Source organism: Pseudomonas sp. 2(2015) (genome assembly GCF_000955865.1).
In the GTDB taxonomy this organism is placed as follows: domain Bacteria; phylum Pseudomonadota; class Gammaproteobacteria; order Pseudomonadales; family Pseudomonadaceae; genus Aquipseudomonas.
Genome location: NZ_JYOF01000015.1, coordinates 47289 through 71606 on the forward strand (window position 1 = coordinate 47289; position 24318 = coordinate 71606).

Genomic DNA, 24318 nt, shown 5'->3' on the forward strand with positions numbered 1-24318 from the left:
CGCCCTGAGCGTTAGCTCAAGACTGACTGCTTTGTGAGAATCGACAGCATGTACAAACTCGAAATCCAAGACCTGCATAAACGCTACGGCAGTCACGAAGTGCTCAAGGGCGTGTCCCTGGCGGCCAAGGCAGGCGACGTGATCAGCATCATCGGCTCCAGCGGTTCGGGCAAAAGTACCTTCCTGCGCTGCATCAACCTGCTCGAGCAGCCGCACGCGGGCAAGATCCTGCTCAACAACGAAGAGTTGAAGCTGGTAGCCAACAAGGATGGCGCGCTCAAGGCCGCTGATCCCAAGCAGCTGCAGCGCATGCGTTCGCGCCTGTCGATGGTGTTCCAGCACTTCAACCTGTGGTCGCACATGACCGCGCTGGAAAACATCATCGAAGCGCCGGTGCACGTGCTCGGCATGTCGAAGAAAGACGCCCTGGAAAAAGCCGAGCACTACCTGGCCAAAGTCGGTGTCGCCCACCGCAAGGACGCCTATCCTGGGCATATGTCCGGTGGTGAGCAGCAGCGCGTGGCGATTGCCCGGGCGCTGGCCATGGAGCCGGAAGTGATGCTGTTCGACGAGCCGACCTCGGCGCTCGACCCGGAGCTGGTTGGCGACGTGCTCAAGGTCATGCAGTCGCTGGCACAGGAAGGCCGGACCATGGTCGTGGTCACCCACGAAATGGGCTTTGCCCGTGAGGTGTCGAACCAGCTGGTGTTCCTGCACAAGGGCCTGGTGGAAGAGAGCGGCAACCCGCGCGAAGTGCTGGTCAATCCGCAGTCGGAACGTCTGCAGCAGTTCCTCTCGGGCAGCTTGAAGTAAGATTGCCGCTTTGCACCAAAATGGGTCATGCTGCGTATCAAGCGCAGCCTGACCAGGCTCTAACTTCTTGACCTCTCTCAGGTTTCGGACCGCATCCCATGACCACCCAGCGAATCGGTTTTCTCATCTGGCCCAGCACCAAAGCCCTGACCCTGGCGCTGGCCGAGGAGGTGTTGCGGGTAGCACAGAAGGTTCATCCGGAAGTGGTCTACGAGTTGTCCTTCCTGCAGGCCGAAGCGCATGGCGAGGGTGCCTGGCGCCTGCCGGGCGAGCCGTGGGCGGGCAAGCTCGAAGGCTGTCAGAAGCTGTTCCTGCTGGCGGACGAGCCGCCGCAGGCCGTGGCCTCGAGCCTGGCCAGCGCACTCAAGCAACTGGTGCGTGCCGGTTGCGTGGTCGGCGGCTTGTCGGCGGGGGTCTATCCGTTGGCGCAACTGGGCCTGCTCGATGGTTACCGGGCCGCAGTGCACTGGCGCTGGCAGGATGATTTCGCCGAGCGTTTCCCCAAGGTCATCGCCACCAGCCACCTGTTCGACTGGGACCGCGACCGCCTGACAGCGTGCGGCGGCATGTCGGTGATCGACCTGTTGCTGGCGGTGCTAGCCCGCGATCACGGTGCCGAGCTTGCCGGTGCGGTGTCGGAGGAGTTGGTGGTCGAGCGGATTCGCGAGGGCGGCGAGCGCCAGCGCATTCCGCTGCAGAACCGCCTGGGCTCCAGCCACCCGAAGCTGACCCAGGCCGTGCTGCTGATGGAAGCCAATATCGAAGAGCCGCTGACCACCGACGAGATCGCCCAACATGTATGCGTCTCGCGCCGCCAACTGGAGCGGATCTTCAAGCAGTACCTCAATCGCGTGCCGAGCCAGTATTACCTGGAGCTGCGGCTGAACAAGGCCCGGCAGATGCTGATGCAGACCAGCAAGTCGATCATCCAGATCGGCCTCTCATGCGGGTTTTCTTCCGGGCCGCATTTCTCCAGCGCCTATCGCAACTTCTTCGGTGCCACGCCGCGCGAAGATCGTAACCAGCGACGAAGCAGCAGCCCGTTCGAACTGTCTTCGGTACCCGCCGAGCGCGGCTGATTTTTGATCGCGGGGCAAGTCGGGTCGCCGCGATCGAACCGCCCATACAGAATCTCCCGCATATTCCCCGCAGCGTTTAAACTGCGCCTTTGCGACCCTATTTGTCGCATTGCCGAAAGCCTTGGTAAAACAGGGTTTGGCGCTATAAGAAGTTGTCGCTTGGCGGCAAGGTCAGGCGCCGATCTGTCCTTACAATCCCCCCATCGCTCGCCAGTTCCAGGCAGGCGTTCCTCTTCAGGAGACTCCGATGTCCGCTCCGCAAGCTCCGGTGCAACGCGCCGATTTCGATCAAGTGATGGTCCCCAACTATGCACCGGCGGCTTTCATTCCCGTCCGTGGAGCGGGCTCCCGCGTGTGGGATCAGGCGGGCCGCGAGCTGATCGATTTCGCCGGCGGCATCGCCGTAAACGTGCTTGGCCATGCGCATCCGGCGCTGGTTGGCGCCCTGACCGAGCAGGCCAACAAACTGTGGCACGTGTCCAACGTGTTCACCAACGAGCCGGCCCTGCGCCTGGCGCACAAGCTGGTCGACGCGACCTTTGCCGACCGTGCGTTCTTCTGCAACTCCGGTGCCGAAGCCAACGAGGCCGCATTCAAGCTGGCCCGTCGTGTCGCCCACGACCGTTTCGGCCCCGAGAAGCACGAAATCATCGCCACCGTTAACAGCTTCCACGGTCGTACCCTGTTCACCGTCAGCGTCGGCGGCCAGCCGAAGTACTCCGACGGTTTCGGGCCGAAAATCACCGGCATCAGCCACGTGCCGTACAACGACCTGGAAGCGCTCAAAGCACAGATCTCCGACAAGACCTGCGCTGTGGTCATCGAGCCGATCCAGGGTGAAAGCGGCGTGGTCCCGGCTGACGTTGCCTACCTGCAAGGCGCCCGCGAGCTGTGCGACAAGCACAACGCGCTGCTGATCTTCGACGAAGTGCAGACCGGCGTTGGCCGTACTGGCTCGCTGTTCGCCTACCAGCACTACGGCGTGACTCCGGACATCCTCTCCAGCGCCAAGAGCCTGGGCGGCGGTTTCCCGATCGGCGCCATGCTGACCACCGAAGACCTGGCCAAGCACCTGGCCGTCGGCACCCACGGCACCACCTACGGCGGCAACCCGCTGGCTTGTGCGGTGGCCAACGCCGTGCTGGATGTGGTCAACACCCCCGAAGTGCTGGCCGGCGTCAAGGCCAAGCACCAGAAGTTCAAGGCGCGCCTGGAGCAGATCGGCGAGAAGTACGGCCTGTTCACCCAGGTACGTGGCGTTGGCCTGCTGATCGGTTGCGTGTTGTCTGAAGCCTGGAAGGGCAAGGCCAAGGACGTCTTCAACGCCGCCGAGAAAGAAGGCCTGATGGTCCTGCAAGCCGGCCCGGATGTCGTGCGTTTCGCCCCGAGCCTGGTGGTCGAAGATGCCGACATCGACGAAGGCCTGGATCGTTTCGAGCGTGCCGCGGCAAAACTGACTCAGGCCTGATTCACGCCTGCAGTCCTGTCATCGGCCCTGCGGGGCCGGTGATACCGAATTCCAGAGCAGGTGCCTGCGGGCGCCTGCTGTTTTTATCTGAGCCGGCGGATGTCGGCCTGTATACCCGAAAGGAGTGACACCATGCTGGTGATGCGCCCCGCGCAAATGGCTGATCTGGGCGAAGTGCAGCGTCTTGCCGCAGACAGCCCCATTGGTGTCACGTCCTTGCCGGATGATGCCGGTCGCCTGAGCGACAAGATTGCCGCTTCGGAAACCTCCTTCGCCGCTGAAGTCAGCTTCAACGGTGAAGAGAGCTACTTCTTTGTTCTCGAAGACAGCAGCAGCGGCAAGCTGGTCGGCTGCTCGGCCATCGTTGCCTCGGCCGGCTATTCCGAGCCGTTCTACAGCTTTCGCAACGAGACCTTCGTGCATGCGTCGCGCGAGCTGAAGATCCACAACAAGATCCACGTCCTCTCGCAGTGCCACGACCTGACCGGCAACAGCCTGCTGACCAGCTTCTACGTACTGCCGGAACTGGTCGGCAGCGGCTGGGCCGAGCTCAACTCCCGTGGCCGCCTGCTGTTCATGGCCGCCCACCCGGAGCGCTTTGCCGAATCGGTGGTGACCGAGATTGTCGGCTACAGCGACGAGCATGGTGATTCGCCGTTCTGGGACGCCATCGGGCGCAACTTCTTCGACCTCAACTACGCCGAGGCCGAGCGCCTGTGCGGCCTCAAGAGCCGGACCTTCCTGGCCGAGCTGATGCCCCATTACCCGATCTACGTGCCTCTGCTGCCGGACGCCGCGCAGGAGGCCATGGGCCAGGTGCATCCGCGGGCGCAGATCACCTTCGACATCCTGATGCGCGAAGGCTTCGAGACCGATCACTACATCGACATTTTCGACGGCGGCCCGACCCTGCATGCGCGGGTTTCCGGGATCCGGTCGATTGCCCAGAGCCGGGTGATGCCGGTCAAGCTGGACGACTCTGCCAGCAAGGGCGGGCGCCCGTACCTGGTCAGCAATGGCCAGTTGCAGGACTACCGCGCAGTGCTGCTGGAGCTCGACTGGGCCCCCGGTAAGCCGGTCAGCCTCAGTCTTGAAGCCGCCGAAGCCCTGGGCGTCGGCGAAGGCGCCAGCGTGCGTCTGGTCGCGGTTTGATCCCTGCGGTTCGATAATCGAGCACCCAGGTCGAGTTTTGCGGCAGGCCAAAGGCCGCCGCCCGAGGAGATAGCATGATCGTTCGTCCCGTACGCAGCAGCGATTTACCCGCGCTGATCGAGCTGGCGCGCAGCACCGGCACCGGCCTGACCACCTTGCCGGCCAATGAAGAGCGCCTGTCGCACCGGGTCGGCTGGGCCGAGAAAACCTTCCGTGGCGAAGCCGAGCGCGGCGATGCCGACTACCTGTTCGTGCTGGAAAACGACGAAGGCGTGGTGGTGGGTATCTCTGCCATCGCCGGCGCGGTCGGCCTGCGTGAGCCCTGGTACAACTACCGGGTCGGCCTGACCGTCAGCGCTTCCCAGGAGCTGAACATCTACCGGGAAATTCCCACCCTGTTCCTGGCCAACGACCTGACCGGCAACTCCGAACTGTGCTCGCTGTTCCTGCGCGCCGATCACCGCAGTGGCCTCAATGGCCGCCTGTTGGCCAAGGCGCGGTTGCTGTTTATCGCCGAGTTCCCGGAGCTGTTCGGCAACAAGATCATTGCCGAAATGCGCGGTATGTCCGACGAGCAGGGTCGTTCGCCGTTCTGGGAAAGCCTGGGCCGGCACTTCTTCAAGATGGAATTCAGCCAGGCCGACTACCTGACCGGTGTCGGCAACAAGGCCTTCATTGCCGAGCTGATGCCCAAGTTTCCGCTGTACACCTGCTTCCTCTCGGAAGCGGCGCGCAACGTCATTGGCCGGGTGCACACCGACACAGAGCCTGCGCTGGCGATGCTCAAGAGCGAAGGTTTCAGCTACCAGGGCTATGTCGATATCTTTGACGCAGGCCCTGCGGTGGAGTGCGAGACCGCCAAGATCCGTGCGGTGCACGACAGCCAGGCACTGGTGCTGGCTGTTGGCACTCCAGGCGACGATGCCACCCCCTTCATCATCCACAACCGCAAGCGTGAAGACTGCCGCATTACTGCCGCACCGGCGCGCCTTGCTGCCGGCACCCTGGTGGTCGATCCTCAAACCGCCAAACGCCTGCGCCTGAGCGCTGGTGACCAGGTGCGTGCGGTACCACTGTCTGCTGCCCGGGAGGCCAAATAATGACGACTCACTTTATCGCCGGCAGTTGGCAGGCAGGGCAGGGCGAAGCGCTGCAATCACTTAACCCGGTCAGCCAGCAGGTTGTCTGGCAAGGCCAGGGCGCCAACGCCGGGCAGGTCGACAGTGCGGTCAAGGCCGCGCGCCAGGCCTTTGCCGGCTGGGCGCTGCAGTCGCTGGAAGCGCGCATCAGCGTGCTTGAAGCCTTTGCCGCGGCGCTCAAGGCCAATGCCGACGAGCTGGCGCGCTGCATCGGTGAAGAAACCGGCAAGCCGCTGTGGGAAGCCGCCACCGAAGTGACCAGCATGGTCAACAAGGTAGCGATTTCGGTACAGAGCTACCGCGAACGCACCGGTGAAAAGAGCGGCCCGCTGGCCGATGCCACCGCCGTGCTGCGCCATAAGCCTCACGGTGTGGTTGCGGTGTTCGGCCCGTACAACTTCCCCGGCCACCTGCCCAACGGGCATATTGTCCCGGCGCTGCTGGCCGGTAATACCGTGGTGTTCAAGCCCAGCGAGCTGACTCCGAAAGTCGCCGAGCTGACGGTCAAGTGCTGGATCGACGCCGGCCTGCCGGCAGGCGTGCTCAACCTGGTCCAGGGCGCCCGCGAAACCGGCGTGGCCCTGGCTGCCAACCCGGGCATCGACGGTTTGTTCTTCACCGGCTCCAGCCGCACCGGCAACCTGCTGCACCAGCAGTTCGCCGGGCGCCCGGACAAGATCCTGGCCCTGGAGATGGGCGGCAACAACCCGCTGGTGGTCGACGAGGTCAAGGACCTCGACGCTGCGGTGTACACCATCATCCAGTCGGCGTTCATTTCCGCCGGCCAGCGCTGCACCTGCGCGCGCCGCCTGCTGGTGCCGCAAGGCGCCTGGGGCGATGCGCTGCTCAAACGCCTGGTCGAAGTGAGCAAGAACATTACGGTCGGTGCCTTCGACCAGCAGCCGGCGCCGTTCATGGGCTCGGTGATTTCCCTGGGCGCGGCCAAGGCACTGCTCGATGCCCAGGCGCACCTGCTCGGCAACGGCGGCGTGTCGCTGCTGCCAATGACCCAGCCGCAAGCCACCGCTGCCCTGTTGACCCCGGGCATCATCGATGTCAGCGCAGTCGCCGAGCGCCTGGACGAAGAGTTCTTCGGCCCGCTGCTGCAGGTGATTCGCTACAGTGATTTCGATGCGGCCATCGCCGAAGCCAACAACACCCAGTACGGCCTGGCCGCCGGCCTGTTGTCCGATTCCCACGCGCGTTACCAGTACTTCTGGCTGCAAAGCCGCGCCGGCATCGTCAACTGGAACAAGCAACTGACCGGCGCCGCCAGCAGCGCGCCATTCGGTGGCGTGGGCGCCAGCGGCAACCACCGCGCCAGTGCCTATTACGCGGCTGATTATTGCGCTTACCCGGTAGCCTCGCTGGAGACCGCCAGCCTGACCCTGCCTGCGACACTGACGCCCGGCGTCTCCCTATAACAAAAGGTCCACGGAGCCTTGCCGATGAAATCGTTTGAAGTGAATTTTGATGGTCTGGTCGGACCGACGCACAACTACGGCGGGCTGTCGTACGGTAACGTTGCTTCGCAAAGCAACAGCCAGCAGGCGTCCAACCCGCGTGAAGCGGCGCGTCAGGGCCTGGCGAAGATGAAGGCGTTGATGGAGATGGGCTTCCAGCAAGGCGTACTGGCCCCGCAGGAGCGCCCGGACGTGGCAGCACTACGCCGCCTGGGTTTCACTGGAACCGACGCACAAGTGATCGAGCGTGCGGCCAAAGAGGCCATGCCGTTGCTGGTCGCCAGCTGCTCGGCCTCGAGCATGTGGGTGGCCAACGCCGCCACCGTCAGCCCCAGTGCCGACACTGCGGACGGCCGCGTGCACTTCACGGCCGCCAACCTCAACTGCAAGTACCACCGCAGCATCGAGCACCCGACCACCAGCCGCGTGCTCGGCGCCATGTTTGCTGATAACAAGCATTTTGCCCACCACGCCGCTTTGCCGGCGGTAGCGCAGTTCGGTGACGAAGGCGCGGCCAACCACACACGTTTCTGCCGCAGCTACGGCGAGGCCGGTGTCGAGTTCTTCGTCTATGGCCGCAGCGCCTTCGACACCCGCTACCCGGCGCCACAGAAGTACCCGGCACGCCAGACGCTTGAGGCGTCGCAAGCCGTCGCACGCCTGCACGGCCTGAGCGAGGAGGGCGTGGTGTTCGCCCAGCAGAACCCGGCGGTGATCGACCAGGGCGTGTTCCACAACGACGTGATCGCGGTAGGTAACGGCGAAGTGCTGTTCTACCACGAGGACGCCTTCCTTGAGACCGAGGCGATGCTTGGCCAACTGCAGGCTAAACTGGCTAAACGAGGCGGCAACTTCAAGGCGATCTGCGTACCGCGCTCGGCTGTAACGGTAGAGGACGCGGTGCGTTCGTACCTGTTCAACAGCCAGTTGCTGTCTCGCACCGATGGTTCGATGCTGCTGATCGTGCCGGAAGAGTGCCGTAACAACGAGCGGGTCTGGGCCTATCTGTCGTCCTTGACCCGCTCGGGCGGGCCGGTCGGCGAGGTCAAGGTCTTCGACCTCAAGCAAAGCATGCAGAACGGTGGCGGGCCGGCGTGCCTGCGCTTGCGTGTGGCATTGAAAGAAACGGAACTGGCGGCGGTCAATCCAGGCGTTATCATGACCGCACCGCTGTACGACACCTTGACCCAATGGGTCGACAAGCACTACCGCGATCGCCTGAGCGAAACCGACCTGGCCGATCCGCAGCTGTTGCTGGAATGTCGTACGGCACTGGATGAACTGACCCAGATCCTCAAACTGGGTTCGGTCTATCCGTTCCAACTCCAACCTTGAGAGAGAATTCGACTATGTCCGACGCCCTGCAGCTGATCCTTGAAGATGAAGATGGTACCCAGCTGGAAACTTCCTGCACCCGCTTTGCGGTGGTCTGGCAAGGCAAGGAGGTATGGATTCAGCAGGATGGCCGTGGTCAGCTGCTGATCGGCGTCGACGTTGAAGAAGACGACACCGAGTACGCCAACCTGCTGCTGCGCCCGCTGGCCACCAACCTGGTGAGCCTGCAGCTGGAAATGGAACCGGCCGATGCCGGCGACGATGATGATCACGTCCATGGTCCCGATTGCGGCCACCATCACTAAGGAATAGCCCATGCTCGCCCTCGGCAAACTGCTTGAACTGACCCTGGCCGGTCGTGAACCGGCAGAGAAGACCCAGCTGACTGTCGAAGGCGTACGCATGCGCTGGCTCGGCGAGGGCGCCCTCGAAGTGCGCCCGCCCGATGCCCTTGACAATGGCCTGGACCTGCTGCTGTCGGCGGGTATCCATGGCAACGAAACCGCACCGATCGAGCTGCTTGACCGGTTGCTGCACGACATTGCCCGCGGCGATCTCAAGCCGCGCGCGCGTATTCTGTTCCTGTTCGGTAACCCTGACGCGATCCGCCGCGGCGAGCGTTATATCGAGCAAGACGTCAACCGCCTGTTCAATGGTCGCCACGATCAGACCAGCGGCCCCGAGGCCCTGCGCGCCTGCGAGCTGGAGCGCCTGGCGGCGACTTTCTTCAGTGTGCCTGATCGCACCCGCCTGCATTACGACCTGCACACCGCCATTCGCGGTTCGAAGATCGAGCAGTTCGCGCTCTATCCGTACAAGGAAGGCCGCCAGCATTCGCGTCGCGAACTGGCGCGCCTGAGCGCGGCCGGCATGGAGGCGGTGCTGCTGCAGAGCAAGGTGTCGATCACCTTCACGGCCTACACCTATGAGCAACTGGGGGCCGAAGCTTTTACCCTGGAACTTGGCAAGGCGCGGCCGTTCGGAGAGAACGGCGCGGTCAACGTCGATCGCCTGGAAACCCGCCTCAAACAGATTATCGATGGCACCGAACCCGAGCCGCCTGAGGCCCTGGATGGATTGAAACTGTTCAGCGTGGCGCGCGAGATCATCAAGCACAGCGAGCATTTTCGCCTGAACCTGCCGGCCGATGTCGAGAATTTTTCAGAGCTCGAACCCGGTTACCTGCTGGCCGAGGACATCGCCGATACCCGCTGGATTGTCGAAGAGCAGGGCGCGCGCATCATCTTCCCCAACCCGAAAGTCAAGAATGGCCTTCGGGCGGGGATTTTGATCGTGCCCGCGTCAGATCAGGGCCTTGCTTGAGATGGGCACGTTTGAACTTAAAAGTGAATTCGCGGCGCCAGGCCCAGCTCCAGGCGCAAGGCGTTTTCAGTAAATGGCGCTGGATTGGTACTCAGGGCGGGGGCATTGGCAGTCAAGCCGAAATCGTAAGGCGTATGGCTGGTAATAATGCCGATGGCCTGTAGTTCAAAATTAGCTACTTCCTGTTGCTTGCCGGTGCGCGTGGTAATCGTCGAGGTGCCTGGGAAGACCGTGCCGGTGAGGGAGTTCCATGCCTTGCACAGGCAACGGTAGAAATCCAGCAGGGGCAGGTCGTCGGAAGCTGGCCCTGCAGGGTTGAAGTGCAGTTTGCCGCCAGCGTCGCCAATGCCCGGATCGCCGTTCGGTGTAACGAAGTGATCGCCGATATCGTCATCGAAATCCATGTCGGGCTCATAGCCCGAGGGTAAATGGTTCAGGATTTCGTCCACCGTGATCGAGGGCCTGTTGTCCAGCGCCGTTAGCAGCTGTCTTCCCGCGCTGGTTTTGCGCAGCAGGTCTAGGTGGTCGGCGATCAGGCGCTGAAAGCGTGAGTCTCCTTGTGGGCAAATGCTCTTGTTGCCCAGGGCCGCATGTTCAGGGCTTACCGGTTGGCTGAAGCGGCTGTCGCCGGGCAAGTTGCGAGCGTAGAAAATCTCACTGCCTGCGCTACCCAGCAGGATGTTGCCGTCGATACGGTTTTCCCCTGAGCCCGTTTCGATGTAGGTAAGCCCTGTGCCCAGGACAATACGATTGTTGCCGGCCCCGACGTAGATTTTGCTGTCGCCGCTGCCTGTTTCGATATGGTTGTTGCCATCACCGGCATTGATAATGACTTGGTGATGCACGTCTTCAGTGATCGAGATCCTGCTGCCAGCGTTTTGAGTGCGCAGGACCAGTATTTGATCGTCGTTCATCGCCAGGACAAACCTGGTCGTGCCGAATTCAGCGAGCAGGTTGCAGTCCAGGGTTGAAATTTCAATATTTCCAGCAGGTAACCGGACCTGTATATCCACCTGGCTTGTGTGAGGGGCGCTGGTTACCGAGTGCTTGAAGTGTTCCGAGGTGACGGTGACATTGCTGTCCTCATGCAGCAGGATCACTTGACGGACCGCGCCAGGATACGGGTCATCGTCATACTGGAAGTGGGCATAGCCCGAGCCGCGCCCGGTAAGGTAGTAAGTCGGATTGGGGTTGCTTAGGTTGTACATGTCCACTCCATTGGGCGTTGGGAAAACGTCAGGCTATGGAGGTTTGAACATGTCCGGGCACTACATATTTATGCATCTGTGCGCAAGGCGGGGAGGCTGCCAGGCCCATCGTTGAGCGGTGCCATGGGCCCAAGAACCGGCCGCAGCGGTGCGGCCGGCGCTGGTGATGCAGGATTAGATTGCGCGTTTTTGCGCTACTTCGTTACGGCGCAACGCACGCAACTTCTGCAAGGTATCGGCGCAGGTTTTCGCCGCTTCCACGCCCTTGACCAGGAAGTGTTCGAAGTAGAAGTTCTGGTGCTCGTCGCCGGCATGGAAGTGGTGCGGGGTCAGCACTACCGAGAACACCGGCACTTCGGTTTCCAGTTGCACCTGCATCAGGCCGCTGATCACCGACTGGGCGACGAACTCGTGGCGGTACAGGCCGCCATCGACCACCAGGCCGGCAGCAACGATGCCAGCGTAGCGGCCGCCACGGGCCAGCAGCTTGGCGTGCAGGGGGATCTCGAAAGCGCCGCCGACTTCGAAGAAATCGATGTCGCTGGGCTGATAGCCTTGTTTACCCATTTCCTCGACGAATGCCTTGCGCGCCTGGTCGACAATGTCTTTGTGCCAGCAAGCCTGGATGAAGGCGATGCGCTCGTGGGAAGGGTTCTTGCTATCGATTGCGGTAGGTTGCATTGAAACGGACTCCTGTTTGTATGAGAAACAGGGCGCTGGATCGAAGGGGATTTCGCCGTGCAGGTGCAAAGCGACAGGCGCGGCTGCGCCTATCCCGTTCTCTCTTTATCCGGACTATGACCGTCGGCCCCGGAATCACACCGGGTCTGCTGACCTTGCAGGCTGGCCTGCAAGCGCTCGCGGGCTATGCGCATTGCGCGCAATTACCGCCGGTGGGGAATTGCACCCCGCCCTGAGAACGTTGCCACCGGTATCGGCGGCGGGGAATTATTAGCACAGATGTCAGGTAAACGTATAGGCTGCTAACGGTTTTTTCCGGATGAACGACATTTCATCAGGGAAACCTTGCCAATTGTTTTATACGGCCCCAGTAATACCGTGTCAGCAGATCACAACAGGCCCTGAGAGGCCGGGCAGGGTGCCAGCGAGCGGTTTTTCGCTGACGTTGTCGTTGCAGGCCGTCCAATTGACGGTTTCTATAGCATAAACACACTGCACCCGAGCCTAAGGCCCGATATAATGCGGCCCTTTGCCGTCGTTTCGTCAATTTGACGCAAGCATTTGCCTTAAGGCCGCCGTTTCCGTGGAAGAACCTATGAAAAGCGCAGAAATCCGTGAAGCCTTCCTTCGCTTCTTCGAAGAGCAGGGACACACCCGAGTTGCCTCCAGTTCCTTGATTCCGGGCAACGACCCGACCCTGCTGTTCACCAACGCGGGGATGAACCAGTTCAAGGACTGCTTCCTTGGCCAGGAAAAGCGCGCCTACACCCGCGCGACCAGCAGCCAGAAATGCGTGCGCGCCGGTGGCAAGAACAGCGACCTGGAAAACGTCGGCTACACCGCCCGTCACCACACCTTCTTCGAAATGCTGGGCAACTTCAGCTTTGGTGATTACTTCAAGAAGGACGCGATCACCTACGCCTGGACCTTCCTGACCAAGGTGCTGAACCTGCCGGAAGAGAAACTCTGGGTCACCGTCTATGCCAGCGACGACGAGGCATACGACATCTGGACCAAAGAGATCGGCGTACCGGCCGAGCGCATGGTGCGCATTGGCGACAACAAGGGCGCGCCCTACGCCTCCGACAACTTCTGGACCATGGGCGATACCGGCCCGTGCGGCCCTTGCACCGAGATCTTCTATGATCACGGCGCCGACATCTGGGGCGGCCCGCCCGGCTCGCCGGAAGAAGATGGCGACCGTTACATCGAGATCTGGAACAACGTTTTCATGCAGTTCAACCGCACTGCCGATGGCGTGCTGCACCCGCTGCCTGCACCGTCGGTGGATACCGGCATGGGCCTGGAACGCATCAGTGCGGTCATGCAGCATGTGCACTCGAACTACGAGATCGACCTGTTCCGCAACCTGCTCAGCGCTTCGGCCGCCGCCATCGGCTGCGCCAATGCCGAGCAGTCGTCGCTCAAAGTGGTTTCCGACCACATCCGTTCCTGCAGCTTCCTGATTGCCGACGGCGTGCTGCCGTCCAACGAAGGCCGCGGCTACGTCCTGCGCCGCATCATCCGTCGCGCCTGCCGCCACGGTAACAAGCTGGGCGCCACCGGCAGCTTCTTCTACAAGATCGTCGCCGCCCTGGTCGCCGAGATGGGCGAAGCCTTCCCCGAGCTCAAGCAGCAGCAGGCCAACATCGAGCGCGTGCTCAAGGCTGAAGAAGAGCAGTTCGCCAAGACCCTGGAGCAGGGCCTGAAGATCCTCGAGCAGGACCTGGCCGAGCTCAAGGGCACCGTGGTGCCGGGTGACGTGGTGTTCAAACTGTACGACACCTATGGCTTCCCGATGGACCTGACCGCCGACATCGCCCGCGAACGCGAGCTGACCATCGACGAAGCAGGCTTCGAGCGCGAGATGGAAGCCCAGCGTGAGCGTGCCCGCTCCGCCAGCGCCTTCGGCCTGGACTACAACACCCTGGTCAAGGTCGACGTGGCCACCGAGTTCACCGGCTACAACGCCACCGAAGGCAGCGCCAGCATCGTTGCTCTTTATAAGGACGGCAAGGTTGTCGAGCAGCTGGGCGAAGGCGAGGAGGGCGTGGTCATCCTCGACCGCACGCCGTTCTACGCCGAGTCCGGTGGCCAGGTGGGCGACACCGGCTACCTGCAGGCCGACAACGTGCGCTTTGACGTGCGCGACACCACCAAGACCGGCGGCGCCTTCCTGCACCACGGTGTGGTGGCCAGCGGCACCCTGACTGTCGGCACCCAGGTGCAGACCCGGGTCGATGCCGACGTCCAGCACGCCACCTCGCTGAACCACTCTGCCACCCACCTGCTGCACGCTGCGCTGCGCCAGGTGCTGGGCGATCACGTACAACAGAAGGGCTCGCTGGTCGATAGCCAGCGCCTGCGCTTCGACTTCAGTCACTTCGAGGCGGTCAAGCCGGAGCAGCTCAAGGCCCTGGAAGACATCGTCAACCGCGAAGTGCGCAAGAACTCCGAGGTGAAAACCGAAGAGACCGATATCGAAACCGCCAAGCAGAAGGGCGCCATGGCGCTGTTCGGCGAGAAGTACGGCGACAGCGTGCGGGTGCTGAGCATGGGCGGCGATTTCTCCGTCGAGCTGTGCGGCGGTATCCACGCCAAGCGTACCGGTGATATCGGCCTGCTCAAGATCATCAGCGAAGGTGGCGTGGCCTCCGGCGTACGCCGGATCGAAGCGGTCACCGGCGCTGCCGCACTGGCTTACCTGAACGCTGCCGAAGAGCAGCTCAAGGAAGCCGCGCAACTGGTCAAGGGTAGCCGCGAAAACCTGATCGACAAGCTCTCGGCAGTGCTGGAGCGCAACCGCCAGCTGGAAAAACAGCTGGAGCAACTGCAGGCCAAGGCCGCCAGCGCTGCTGGCGACGACCTGTCCAGTGCAGCCGTCGAGGTCAAGGGCGTGAAAGTCCTGGCCGCGCGTCTGGATGGCCAGGATGGCAAGGCGCTGCTGGCGCTGGTCGATCAACTGAAGAACAAACTCGGCCGCGCAGTGATCCTGCTCGGCAGTGTCCATGAGGAAAAGGTCGTACTGGTTGCCGGTGTGACCAAAGACCTGACTGGCCAACTCAAAGCCGGTGATTTGATGAAGCAAGCCGCTGCCGCGGTGGGTGGCAAGGGCGGTGGTCGTCCGGACATGGCGCAAGGTGGTGGCGTAGACACCGCCGCGCTGGACAACGCGCTGGCCCTGACCGTGCCATTCGTGGAGCAGGGCGTTTAAGGCGTACATCGGCCCGCCGTCCAGTGGCGGGCCATGGCGTCGTTTGAATGTTTATTGGGTGCCCTTCATGGGCTGAGGCGGCTTTGAAATGGCGTTGATCGTACAGAAATTTGGCGGTACCTCGGTCGGCACAGTCGAGCGAATCGAGCAGGTTGCCGACAAGGTCAAGAAGTTCCGCGAAGCCGGCGATGACCTGGTGGTAGTACTGTCGGCGATGAGCGGCGAAACCAATCGCCTGATCGACCTGGCCAAGAAGATCAGCGATCAGCCGGTTCCGCGTGAACTGGATGTGATCGTCTCCACTGGCGAGCAGGTGACTATCGCCTTGCTGGCCATGGCCCTGATCAAACGTGGTATTCCGGCGGTGTCCTACACCGGTAACCAGGTGCGGATCCTCACCGACAGCGCGCACAACAAGGCGCGCATCCTGCAGATCGACGACCAGAAGATTCGTGGCGACCTCAAGGCCGGCCGCGTGGTTGTGGTTGCAGGTTTCCAGGGGGTCGACGAGCACGGCAACATCACCACCCTCGGTCGCGGTGGCTCCGACACCACCGGCGTGGCCCTGGCGGCAGCGCTCAAGGCGGACGAGTGCCAGATCTACACCGATGTCGATGGTGTCTACACCACCGACCCGCGCGTGGTGGCCCAGGCCCAGCGCCTGGACAAGATCACCTTTGAAGAGATGCTGGAAATGGCCAGCCTCGGTTCCAAGGTGCTGCAGATCCGCGCCGTCGAGTTCGCCGGCAAGTACAACGTCCCGCTGCGCGTGCTGCACAGCTTCCAGGAGGGTCCGGGTACCCTCATTACCATTGATGAAGAGGAATCCATGGAACAGCCGATCATTTCCGGCATCGCCTTCAATCGCGATGAAGCCAAGCTGACCATCCGTGGCGTACCGGATACCCCGGGCGTTGCTTTCAAGATCCTCGGCCCTATCAGTGCCGCGAACATCGAAGTCGACATGATCGTGCAGAACGTTTCGCACGATAACACCACCGACTTCACCTTCACCGTGCATCGCAACGACTACGACAAGGCCCACAAGGTCCTGGACAAGACCGCCGCCGAGCTCAACGCTCGCGAAGTGGTAGGTGACACCAACATCGCCAAGGTCTCGATCGTCGGCGTCGGCATGCGTTCCCACGCCGGTGTTGCCAGCCGCATGTTCGAAGCGCTGGCCAAGGAGAGCATCAACATCCAGATGATCTCCACCTCCGAGATCAAGGTCTCGGTGGTAATAGAAGAGAAGTACCTGGAGCTGGCAGTGCGCGCCCTGCACACCGCCTTCGAGCTGGACGCCCCTGCCCGACAGGGCGAGTAAGGCGGCTGCCTCTGGGGGCGCGGCCATGCCGCGCCCTTCGTGTTTCTGGCTGGCGTGAGAAATCTGTGCTTTTGCTCGCGCTAGTCAATACTTAGGCGTAGGTCAGCAGCCGTCACGGGTTGTAGGCTGAAGCCCTTTTTTTTGCAGACTGTTATCCCTGAACTGAATTGCGTGAGGAGAAAGCTATGTTGATTCTGACTCGTCGGTGCGCCGAGAGCCTGATCATTGGCGACGGCGAAATCACCGTGACCGTGCTCGGCGTCAAAGGAAACCAAGTGCGGATAGGGGTCAACGCCCCTAAAGAAGTGGCCGTCCACCGTGAGGAAATCTACCTGCGGATCAAGAAAGAGAAGGACGAAGAACCAACCCATTAATTTTTATCGAGTTTTTTTCAAAAAAGAGTTTGCAAACGGGGAAGGGTCTGGTTATTATACGCCCCGTGTTGCGGAGAGGTGGCCGAGTGGCCGAAGGCGCTCCCCTGCTAAGGGAGTATACCTCACAAGGGTATCGGGGGTTCGAATCCCCCCTTCTCCGCCATTATTCATGTAGGACGCTGTAATCTGCCTGAATCGCCTAAGTCGTTGAAATTAAACGAAAAAGTGGTTGGCAAAATGATTTAGCGGCCTATAATGCGCGGTAACAAATGCACTCATAGCTCAGCTGGATAGAGTACTCGGCTACGAACCGAGCGGTCGGAGGTTCGAATCCTCCTGAGTGCACCATACGACGAAGCGGTTTTCAACTTGAATGCTGCTTCAGCTGCAACCAGAGGTGATCTGGTCCATCAAGCGCCAACCCTGCACTCATAGCTCAGCTGGATAGAGTACTCGGCTACGAACCGAGCGGTCGGAGGTTCGAATCCTCCTGAGTGCACCATACACCGAAGCAGTTTTCAGTTTGAAAGTTGCTTTAGCTGTAACCAGAGGTGATCTGGTCCATCAAGCGCCAACCTGCACTCATAGCTCAGCTGGATAGAGTACTCGGCTACGAACCGAGCGGTCGGAGGTTCGAATCCTCCTGAGTGCACCATACAACAGAAAGCCCGCCTATCAAGGCGGGCTTTTTGCTTTCCGGCATTCATCTTCCGGTAAGGCGTGATGAATAGACTGTCATCGTTGCCGTGCCAGCCCCGCGCTATTTTATGCCGATCCCGATGTGTTTTTTTTCGCGCTACCGCCGTCGCACTGTTGCCTGCATACGTTGTCACAAGTATGTCTCGCAAACGATTGTTCTAGCCGCGATTTTTTCAGCACCCTGACAGCTCAAGCGGTGTATGATTGCGCCCGTCAGCCCCGCCGGGGCTTGTGGAATACCACCATGGACTTACCCAGTAGTTACTCAATAGCAAGTTTTGCCAATCAAGAATTGACTGATTGATCTCCCGGCGTGCTCCGCTGCTGGGAGTGGAGTTCGCCTATGACTGAAGTAGAAGTAAAAAAGACGCAAGAAAGCCTGCAGGATCGCCTGGCCCAGGTGGTCGAACTGCTGCAGCGTCAACGCGTGGTCGAAGACCTGACCCACCGTCAGGAAGGTCATCACCATGACCTGGTAGAAAACCTCGTTCACCGCCAGAACCTGGTCGAGCTGCAGCGCAAGCTCGACGACCTGCACTCCGCCGACGTTGCCTACATTCTCGAAGCCTTGCCGCTGGACGATCGTCTGACCGTCTGGCAACTGGTCAAGGCCGAGCGCGACGGTGACATCCTCCTCGAAGTGTCCGACTCGGTCCGCGAGACCCTGATCGCCGACATGGACGATCACGAGCTGCTCGCCGCTGCCAAGGAAATGGACGCCGACGAACTGGCTGACCTGGCGCCCGAGCTGCCCCGTGACGTTGTCCACGAGCTGATGGAAAGCCTCGATGCCCAGCAGCGCGAACGCGTGCGTTCGGCCCTGAGCTACGACGAGGACCAGGTCGGTGCATTGATGGACTTCGAGATGGTCACCATCCGCGAAGACGTCAGCCTCGAAGTGGTATTGCGCTACCTGCGCCGGCTCAAGGAGCTGCCAGGCCACACCGATAAACTGTTCGTGGTCGATTACGACGGCATCCTCAAGGGCGTGCTGCCGATCAAGCGCTTGCTGGTCAACGACCCGGAGAAGAAAGTCGCCGAGGTCATGGCCAGCGATCCGGTGAGCTTCCATCCGGATGAAGACGCCTACGATGCCGCTCAGGCGTTCGAGCGTTACGACTTGATTTCCGCGCCGGTGGTGGACAAGAGCGATCGCCTGATCGGCCGTCTGACCATCGATGAAATGGTCGACCTGATTCGTGAAGAAAGCGAAAGCGAAGTGCTGAGCATGGCCGGTCTGCGCGAAGAAGAAGACATCTTCGCCTCGGTCTGGCGCTCGCTGCGTAACCGCTGGGCGTGGCTGGCAATCAACCTGATCACTGCCTTCGTCGCCTCGCGGGTGATCGGCCTGTTCGAAGGCTCGATCGAAAAACTGGTGGCACTGGCGGCGCTGATGCCGATCGTTGCCGGTATCGGCGGCAACTCCGGCAACCAGACCATCACCATGATCGTGCGCGCCATGGCCCTCGACCAGGTCAGCCCCGGCAACACCTCGCGGTTGATGCGCAAGGAGCTGGCAGTGTCGCTGATCAACGGCCTGATCTGGGGCGGAGTGATTGGTGTGGTCGCCTACCTGCTGTATGACAGCTGGTCGCTCGGCGTGGTCATGACCGGCGCCATGACCCTCAACTTGTTGCTGGCGGCGCTGATGGGGGTGTTGATCCCGATGACCCTGGTACGCCTGGGCCGCGATCCGGCGATGGGCTCCAGCGTGATGATCACGGCGGTGACCGACAGTGGTGGCTTCTTCATCTTCCTGGGCCTTGCCACCATCTTCCTGCTCTGATTGAGCACCTCGCGAGGGGTGTTTTTTTGCCTGGCGTTTATTGCTCGGTGAGGTGCTCGATAAAGGTCGAACCGCTGTAGCACTCGCGGAACAACCCGGCCTGCACCAGGCGTGGCATCACCTGTTCAAGGAACAGGTGCACCGATTCCAGCGAGCCACCGGGCGCCGCGATAAAGCCATCGATGGCACCGGATGCAGCCCATTCGACAATACTCTCGACGGCATCGTCCACCGTACCGATCACCTGCCAGTGTGCAGCCGAGATCACCTCTGGGCGCAACAGTAACTCACTGACCCGCAGCGATTCACGTTCGATCAGGCGTCGCAGCAGGTTGGTGTGGGTACGGCTGCCAGGATTGCTCACGGGCGCAGGCAGGTCAGCGGCGGTGATCGGGCGGTCTTCTGGCCATTGGTTGAGGTCGAGCCCGGTCATCTCCTTGATCGAGGCAAACTTGCGCGGCTTGTCGATGCGCGCGTGGGTGCACATGAACAGCTCGCGGGCTTGTTCGCGGGTCTCGGCCAGGTACAGGCTCAGGCCGGGCAGCAGGCGAATGTCGGCCGGATCGCGGCCGTGTTTTTCAGCGCGGCGGGACAGGTCGTGACGCAGCTCGAGCGCAGCGTCGATATCCGGCGTGGGGGCGAATACCAGGTCGGCCACCGACGCGGCAAAGTCACGGCCCGAATCGGATGCGCCGGCTTGCACCAGCGGGATTCGGGTGTTGGCGTACACCGGCAGGTTGAGTGGGCCCTTGACCTTCAGGTGAGCGCCGTCGTGGTCGATCGGGCGAACCTGTGAGGCGTCGGCGTAACGGCCCGTGCTGCGATCCAGTTTCAGGGCGTCGCTGGGGAAGCTGTCCCATAACCGATGGACTACCTGGGTGAACTCCGCAGCCCGCTGGTAACGCTCATCGGCACTGGGCATTGCCGTCAGGCCGAAATTCTCGTGGCCTTGCAGCGCGGTGACGATGTTCCAGCCGACCCGGCCCTTGCTGATCCAGTTCAAAGATTGCAGCTGGCGGGCGACTACATAGGGCGGCAGGAAGGTGGTCGATACGGTCGAAACCAGGCCGATCTTCGAGGTGTGCTGGGCAACTGCGGCGAGCAGGATGCTCGGGTCGAGGCTGGCGAAGCCCGAGCCGCTTTCGAGCATCTGCGGCACCAAAGCATGAACATCGGGGCGAAAGACAAAGTCCAGGTGTGCAGCTTCTGCGCGCTTGGCCAGATCAATCGCAAACTCGGCGGTGAAAATACCTTCTATGTTGCTGTTCTCGCGCCGCCAGCCATCGCCGCTCAACCAGGTCGGTGCCAGTGACAGGCCAATGTGCAGGCGCTTGGGGGTACTCATCCTTGCAATTCTCCTTGTGGTCTTTTGATGGACTCAGAACGCGCCCTTGACGCCGACGCCGACCATGCGCGGCAGGGTCATGCTCGCCTCGGTGCCGCCGATGCCGCGGTTCTGCTGCATATAGGTGGGCGAGCGGTCGTCGAACACGTTCTTCACGTAGCCGTACAGCTGCACCTGCTTGTTGAACTGGTAACTCATCCGCGCATCGGTGAGGGTGTAGGGCTTCACCGAGTAGGACGAGGTGTTGGCGGTGTCGGAGTAATAGCCATCCAGGTGACGGACCTGGACGTTGAGGTTGAGTTTGTCGGTGATGTCCCAGCTCGGGCCAAAGCTCAGGGTGTAACCGGGGGAGCGGGCAAACTCGTTGGCCTGGTAGTCGGCGTTGCTGGAGATCTTGTCGATGCGTGTACGCAAGGCGCCGGCACTGGCCTTGAGGGTCAGGTTGTCGAGCACACGGTAGTCGGCGCTCAGCTCCAGGCCATAGGCGTGGGCCTTTTCGGCGTTGATGGTGTAGGACTGGGCGACACCCGGGGAAATCACCACCGGGATGTTGTACTGAGCGTCCTTGAAGTCCATGTAGAACAGGTTGCTGCTGAGGATCAGGCGGTCGTCGAGCAGGTTGGCGCGGCTGAACAGCTCATAGTTCCAGATCGACTCTTCCTTGAAGTACGCCCATTGCCGGGTGGTCAGGTTGAGCGACACGCCACCGGGATTGTAACCGCGGCTGACCAGGGCGCCGACGGTCCAGTCCGGCGTCGCTGCGTAAGCCAGCGAGACCTTGGGCAGCAGGGCGGAGAAGGTTTTCTCGTAGTCCAGTGCCGTCGGTGCCAGCACCGAATTGCCCTGGCGCTCGATGTGATCCTGCTGAAAGCGCAGGCCGGTGCTCAAGGTCCAGCGCTCACTCAGGCGGTAGCTGAGTTCGCCGAAGATGCCGAGGTTCTCCTTGGTGTCATCGAAGGCTGAGAGCCCGCGCAGGTTCAGGGTTTCGTCGGTCTTGGTGTGGGCGTAGTAGATGCCACCCATGCCGCTTAGGGTATCCAATGCGTCGCCGAAGGTGATGCGCGATTCGTTGGAGGCGTTTTTCTGCTTGATATCGGCGTCGCCTTCGCCGGCGATGCCGGTGAACCGCCGCACGTTGGACAGCGAGTATTGCGCCTGGTTGAACAGTTTGATGCCGTTGTCGAAGTCGTAGCTGACATCCACCACGCTGGTGTTGGTGTCCTGCTCCCAGCTGGGCATGGTGGTGGTGTCGTGGTCGAGCTTGTGCAAGGGCGCCGAGGCGGCCTCCTGGCTTGGACGGTTGCTGTCGTTGTGCGCGAAGGTGTACTTGGCCTCAAGGCCCGGCAGCGACTCGGGCACCCACAGCAGCTTGGCCCGGGCGGTGACGGCGCGGAAGTTCTGGTCGGCCTTGCCGCGCTGGAACTTCGGGTTGTCGTAATCGATGAAAGTGTCGCGAGCCGAGTAGTCCACCGCCAGGCGGCCGGCCAGTTCGTTGCCCATCAACGGGCCGGAAACAGCCACCGAGCTGCGCTTGGCGTCATAACTGCCGACCTCGGTCTGGTAGGCAGCTTCGGGAGTGAAGGTCGGATCCTTGGTGTTGACGATGATCGCACCGGCAATCGCGTTGGCCCCTTGCGAGGTGGTCTGCGGGCCGCGGAACACTTCGATGCTGTCGATATCCCAGACCGAGGTGGCGCCGAAGAACATCTCGTTGTAATTCAGGTAATGGCCGTCAAGGTTGATTGTCGCCCGTGGCACGGTGCCGCCCCAGAACACATTCTGGCCGTTGTTCGGGCCCTGGGTGTCCTGGCCGCGGATGATCGGCGCGCCGACCGAGTCGGTGTAGATCACGTTGGGCACATCATTGAGTACTTCGGCCACCGAGGCGCTGCCGGTCTTTTCCTTGTCGATCTCCTTGGCGGTCTTGATCGACACGGAGGAGGCGGTGTCCTTGAGTTCGCGTTCGAGCTTTTCACCGGTGACGATGATCGGCTCGAAAATAATGCCTGGCTTGCCGCCATTAACCTCGGGTTGCCCGAATGCGTAGGGCGAAGCCAGCAATGTCGAGAGTGTGAACACACTAAAGCCTTGGCGCAGTGTGCGATGTGGATGTGCCTTCAAGATGCCCCCAAATGAGAATGATCCTCTTTCCCGTTCGAGGGTAGCACGGTGCTATTGCGTTCCTCAATAAAGAATTCATTCCACAAAATGGCAATAGGTGCGGGTTCAGGGAATCGGTATCATGGCCGCCAACAAGCGCGACCGTGCGCGCCGGCGAGGAGAGCGAAGAATTGAGCAACGAGATGACCGCCCTGGACGAAGAGGCGCAAGCAGCCCCGGAAAAGCGCTCCGGCACTATTCAGTCGGTGTCGATTGCGGTGCGTTTTCTCCAGGTACTGGCCAATGCCGAGAGTGAGTTGGCGCTGGGGGAGGTTGCCAGGCGCACCGCGACCGGTGGCTCGACCGCCCATCGATATCTGCAGAGCCTGGTCAAGGAAGGCCTGGCCAAGCAGGACCCGGCCAGCGGCCTCTACGACCTGGGGCCGGCAGCGCTGAACATCGGCATCAGCGCCTTGAAGCGCGTCGATGCGGTGGATATTGCCGCCCAGCACATGAAGACCCTGGCCCAACAGCATGCCGCCAGCGGCGGGGTGGCGATCTGGACCGACCGCGGCCCGACCCTGGTGCGCTGGTACCGCAGCGCCTACTTCTCGATCAACCCGCTGGCCCTGGGCGACATCCTGCCGATCGACAACACCGCGTGCGGCCTGGTGTTCCAGGCGTTCCTACCCAAAGCTGTGATCGATGCCGCGCGCAAGCAGCAGCCCGCGCATTTTCGTGGCACGCCGCCTAACAAGGCGCTGCTCGATCAGGTGCGTAATGGCCGTTGGGCCGAGCTGACCAGCCATCTGCTCTCGAACGTCACCGGCCAGGCGGCGCCGGTGTTCGATGCGCAGCAGGAAATCGCCTGCGTAATGACCACGGTCACTGACCTTGGCCAGCTCAAGTCAGCAGAGGATCGCGACGCCCTGCACCGCGAAGCCGGCCTGGTCAACCAGGCCACCGGCGGGCGGATTTTCGCTCAGCGCGGTTGAGCCTGGCGACCCTTGGGCACCACCAGCGGCGTGCCGCTGACGGGGTCAGCAATGATCACCGCCGGCAGGCCGAATACCTCTTGCACCAGCGCCTCGGTGAAAATCGCCCCGGGCGCGCCCTCGGCCAGCACCGCGCCATCGCGCATGGCGATCAGGTGCGTGGCATAGCGGCAGGCCTGGTTAAGATCGTGCAGCACCGCCACGATGGTTCGGCCCTGGCGATTGAGATCGCTGAGCAGTTCGAGCAATTCGATCTGGTGGGCGATGTCGAGAAAGGTGGTCGGTTCATCGAGCAGCAGGATCGGTGTTTCCTGCGCCAGCACCATGGCAATCCAGACCCGCTGGCGCTGGCCACCGGACAGCTCGTCCAGCGCCCGCTCGGCCAGCGCGCTGACCTGGGTGGCGGCCATGGCGGCGTTGACCGCCTGCTCATCGGCTGGCGACCATTGGCGCAAGAACGACTGATGGGGGAAGCGCCCGCGAGCCACCAGGTCGGCGACCGTGATGCCTTCCGGGGCCGTGGCGCTTTGCGGCAGCAGGCCGAGGCGCCGGGCAACCTCTTTGGCCGCAAGCGCGGTGATGCTTTTGCCGTCGAGCACCACACGACCATGGGCTGGGGCCAGCAGCCGCGACAAGGCTCGAAGCAGAGTGGATTTTCCGCAGGCATTGGGCCCGACGATCACCGTGAAAGAGCCGTCGGGAATGGCGATGGAGAGGTCGCTGGAGATGGTGCGCTGATCGTAACGCAGCGTCACGGCGTCAGCATGCAGGCGATGCGTCATGGGTAGCCTTTCCTTGCTGGCAGCTCGGCGGCGAGTAT

The 24318-nt window shown here is 61.8% G+C and carries 19 protein-coding genes, 4 tRNA genes and 1 riboswitch; of the genes, 18 read left to right on the plus strand and 5 right to left on the minus strand.

The window, feature by feature from the left end:
- Window positions 1–48 precede the first annotated feature (48 nt).
- The 9 genes from UB48_RS19785 (at window position 49) to astE (ending at window position 9772) form a co-directional block, all read left to right on the plus strand.
- On the plus strand, window positions 49–813 hold the full coding sequence (locus UB48_RS19785; protein ID WP_045200156.1) for an ABC transporter ATP-binding protein: 765 nt from the start codon (window positions 49–51) through the stop codon (window positions 811–813).
- Window positions 814–911: 98 nt separating this feature from the next.
- Window positions 912–1892: a transcriptional regulator ArgR gene (argR, locus tag UB48_RS19790; RefSeq protein ID WP_045200158.1), complete on the plus strand. Its 981-nt coding sequence runs from the start codon at window positions 912–914 to the stop codon at window positions 1890–1892.
- A gap of 247 nt (window positions 1893–2139) precedes the next feature.
- Window positions 2140–3360 (plus strand): aspartate aminotransferase family protein, encoded by a 1221-nt coding sequence (locus tag UB48_RS19795; RefSeq protein WP_045200160.1) that lies wholly within the window; start codon window positions 2140–2142, stop codon window positions 3358–3360.
- 132 nt (window positions 3361–3492) lie between these two features.
- Window positions 3493–4512, plus strand: coding sequence for an arginine/ornithine succinyltransferase subunit alpha (gene aruF, locus UB48_RS19800; RefSeq protein ID WP_045200162.1), 1020 nt, complete (start codon window positions 3493–3495; stop codon window positions 4510–4512).
- Between the two features lie 74 nt (window positions 4513–4586).
- Window positions 4587–5612 (plus strand): arginine N-succinyltransferase, encoded by a 1026-nt coding sequence (gene astA, locus UB48_RS19805; RefSeq protein WP_045200164.1) that lies wholly within the window; start codon window positions 4587–4589, stop codon window positions 5610–5612.
- Window positions 5609–7075 (plus strand): succinylglutamate-semialdehyde dehydrogenase, encoded by a 1467-nt coding sequence (gene astD / locus UB48_RS19810; RefSeq protein ID WP_176794339.1) that lies wholly within the window; start codon window positions 5609–5611, stop codon window positions 7073–7075. Before astA ends, astD begins: the two co-directional genes overlap by 4 nt.
- 24 nt (window positions 7076–7099) lie before the next feature.
- Window positions 7100–8449 (plus strand): N-succinylarginine dihydrolase, encoded by a 1350-nt coding sequence (astB, locus tag UB48_RS19815; protein ID WP_045200168.1) that lies wholly within the window; start codon window positions 7100–7102, stop codon window positions 8447–8449.
- A gap of 14 nt (window positions 8450–8463) precedes the next feature.
- A complete protein-coding gene (locus UB48_RS19820; RefSeq protein WP_045200170.1) occupies window positions 8464–8754 on the plus strand; it encodes a topoisomerase II in 291 nt (96 codons plus the stop codon).
- A 10-nt stretch (window positions 8755–8764) separates the two neighbouring features.
- Window positions 8765–9772, plus strand: a complete 1008-nt coding sequence (astE, locus tag UB48_RS19825; RefSeq protein ID WP_045200172.1) for a succinylglutamate desuccinylase — start codon at window positions 8765–8767, stop codon at window positions 9770–9772.
- A 17-nt stretch (window positions 9773–9789) separates the two neighbouring features.
- On the opposite strand, the gene UB48_RS19830 is transcribed toward astE, so the two are convergent.
- Both UB48_RS19830 and UB48_RS19835 read right to left on the minus strand, forming a co-directional pair.
- Window positions 9790–10980: a M91 family zinc metallopeptidase gene (locus tag UB48_RS19830; protein ID WP_045200173.1), complete on the minus strand. Its 1191-nt coding sequence runs from the start codon at window positions 10978–10980 to the stop codon at window positions 9790–9792.
- 174 nt (window positions 10981–11154) lie between these two features.
- Window positions 11155–11661 (minus strand): 6,7-dimethyl-8-ribityllumazine synthase, encoded by a 507-nt coding sequence (locus UB48_RS19835; RefSeq protein ID WP_045200175.1) that lies wholly within the window; start codon window positions 11659–11661, stop codon window positions 11155–11157.
- Window positions 11662–11753: 92 nt separating this feature from the next.
- Window positions 11754–11905: riboswitch (FMN riboswitch) on the minus strand.
- A gap of 351 nt (window positions 11906–12256) precedes the next feature.
- Here UB48_RS19835 and alaS point away from each other — a divergent pair.
- From alaS to mgtE, 8 genes are all read left to right on the plus strand, one after another.
- Complete coding sequence (alaS, locus tag UB48_RS19840; RefSeq protein ID WP_045200177.1) at window positions 12257–14875, plus strand: alanine--tRNA ligase; 2619 nt, start codon at window positions 12257–12259, stop codon at window positions 14873–14875.
- 88 nt (window positions 14876–14963) lie between these two features.
- A complete protein-coding gene (locus UB48_RS19845; protein WP_010226665.1) occupies window positions 14964–16199 on the plus strand; it encodes an aspartate kinase in 1236 nt (411 codons plus the stop codon).
- A 185-nt stretch (window positions 16200–16384) separates the two neighbouring features.
- Window positions 16385–16573 (plus strand): carbon storage regulator CsrA, encoded by a 189-nt coding sequence (csrA, locus tag UB48_RS19850; RefSeq protein ID WP_010226667.1) that lies wholly within the window; start codon window positions 16385–16387, stop codon window positions 16571–16573.
- Between the two features lie 72 nt (window positions 16574–16645).
- Window positions 16646–16736 (plus strand) — tRNA-Ser (locus UB48_RS19855).
- A 108-nt stretch (window positions 16737–16844) separates the two neighbouring features.
- Window positions 16845–16921 (plus strand) — tRNA-Arg (locus UB48_RS19860).
- A gap of 77 nt (window positions 16922–16998) precedes the next feature.
- Window positions 16999–17075 (plus strand) — tRNA-Arg (locus UB48_RS19865).
- A 76-nt stretch (window positions 17076–17151) separates the two neighbouring features.
- Window positions 17152–17228, plus strand: a tRNA-Arg gene (locus UB48_RS19870).
- A gap of 387 nt (window positions 17229–17615) precedes the next feature.
- Window positions 17616–19058, plus strand: a complete 1443-nt coding sequence (gene mgtE / locus UB48_RS19875) for a magnesium transporter (protein WP_045200179.1) — start codon at window positions 17616–17618, stop codon at window positions 19056–19058.
- A gap of 37 nt (window positions 19059–19095) precedes the next feature.
- On the opposite strand, the gene UB48_RS19880 is transcribed toward mgtE, so the two are convergent.
- Window positions 19096–20403, minus strand: coding sequence for an NtaA/DmoA family FMN-dependent monooxygenase (locus UB48_RS19880; RefSeq protein WP_045200180.1), 1308 nt, complete (start codon window positions 20401–20403; stop codon window positions 19096–19098).
- A gap of 33 nt (window positions 20404–20436) precedes the next feature.
- Window positions 20437–22524 (minus strand): TonB-dependent receptor, encoded by a 2088-nt coding sequence (locus UB48_RS19885; RefSeq protein ID WP_045200181.1) that lies wholly within the window; start codon window positions 22522–22524, stop codon window positions 20437–20439.
- A gap of 182 nt (window positions 22525–22706) precedes the next feature.
- Between UB48_RS19885 and UB48_RS19890 the strand changes: the two genes are divergently transcribed.
- Window positions 22707–23498: an IclR family transcriptional regulator gene (locus tag UB48_RS19890; RefSeq protein WP_082075488.1), complete on the plus strand. Its 792-nt coding sequence runs from the start codon at window positions 22707–22709 to the stop codon at window positions 23496–23498.
- On the opposite strand, the gene UB48_RS19895 is transcribed toward UB48_RS19890, so the two are convergent.
- Complete coding sequence (locus UB48_RS19895; protein WP_045200183.1) at window positions 23486–24280, minus strand: ABC transporter ATP-binding protein; 795 nt, start codon at window positions 24278–24280, stop codon at window positions 23486–23488. The genes UB48_RS19890 and UB48_RS19895 overlap by 13 nt on opposite strands.
- Window positions 24281–24318: the final 38 nt, after the last annotated feature.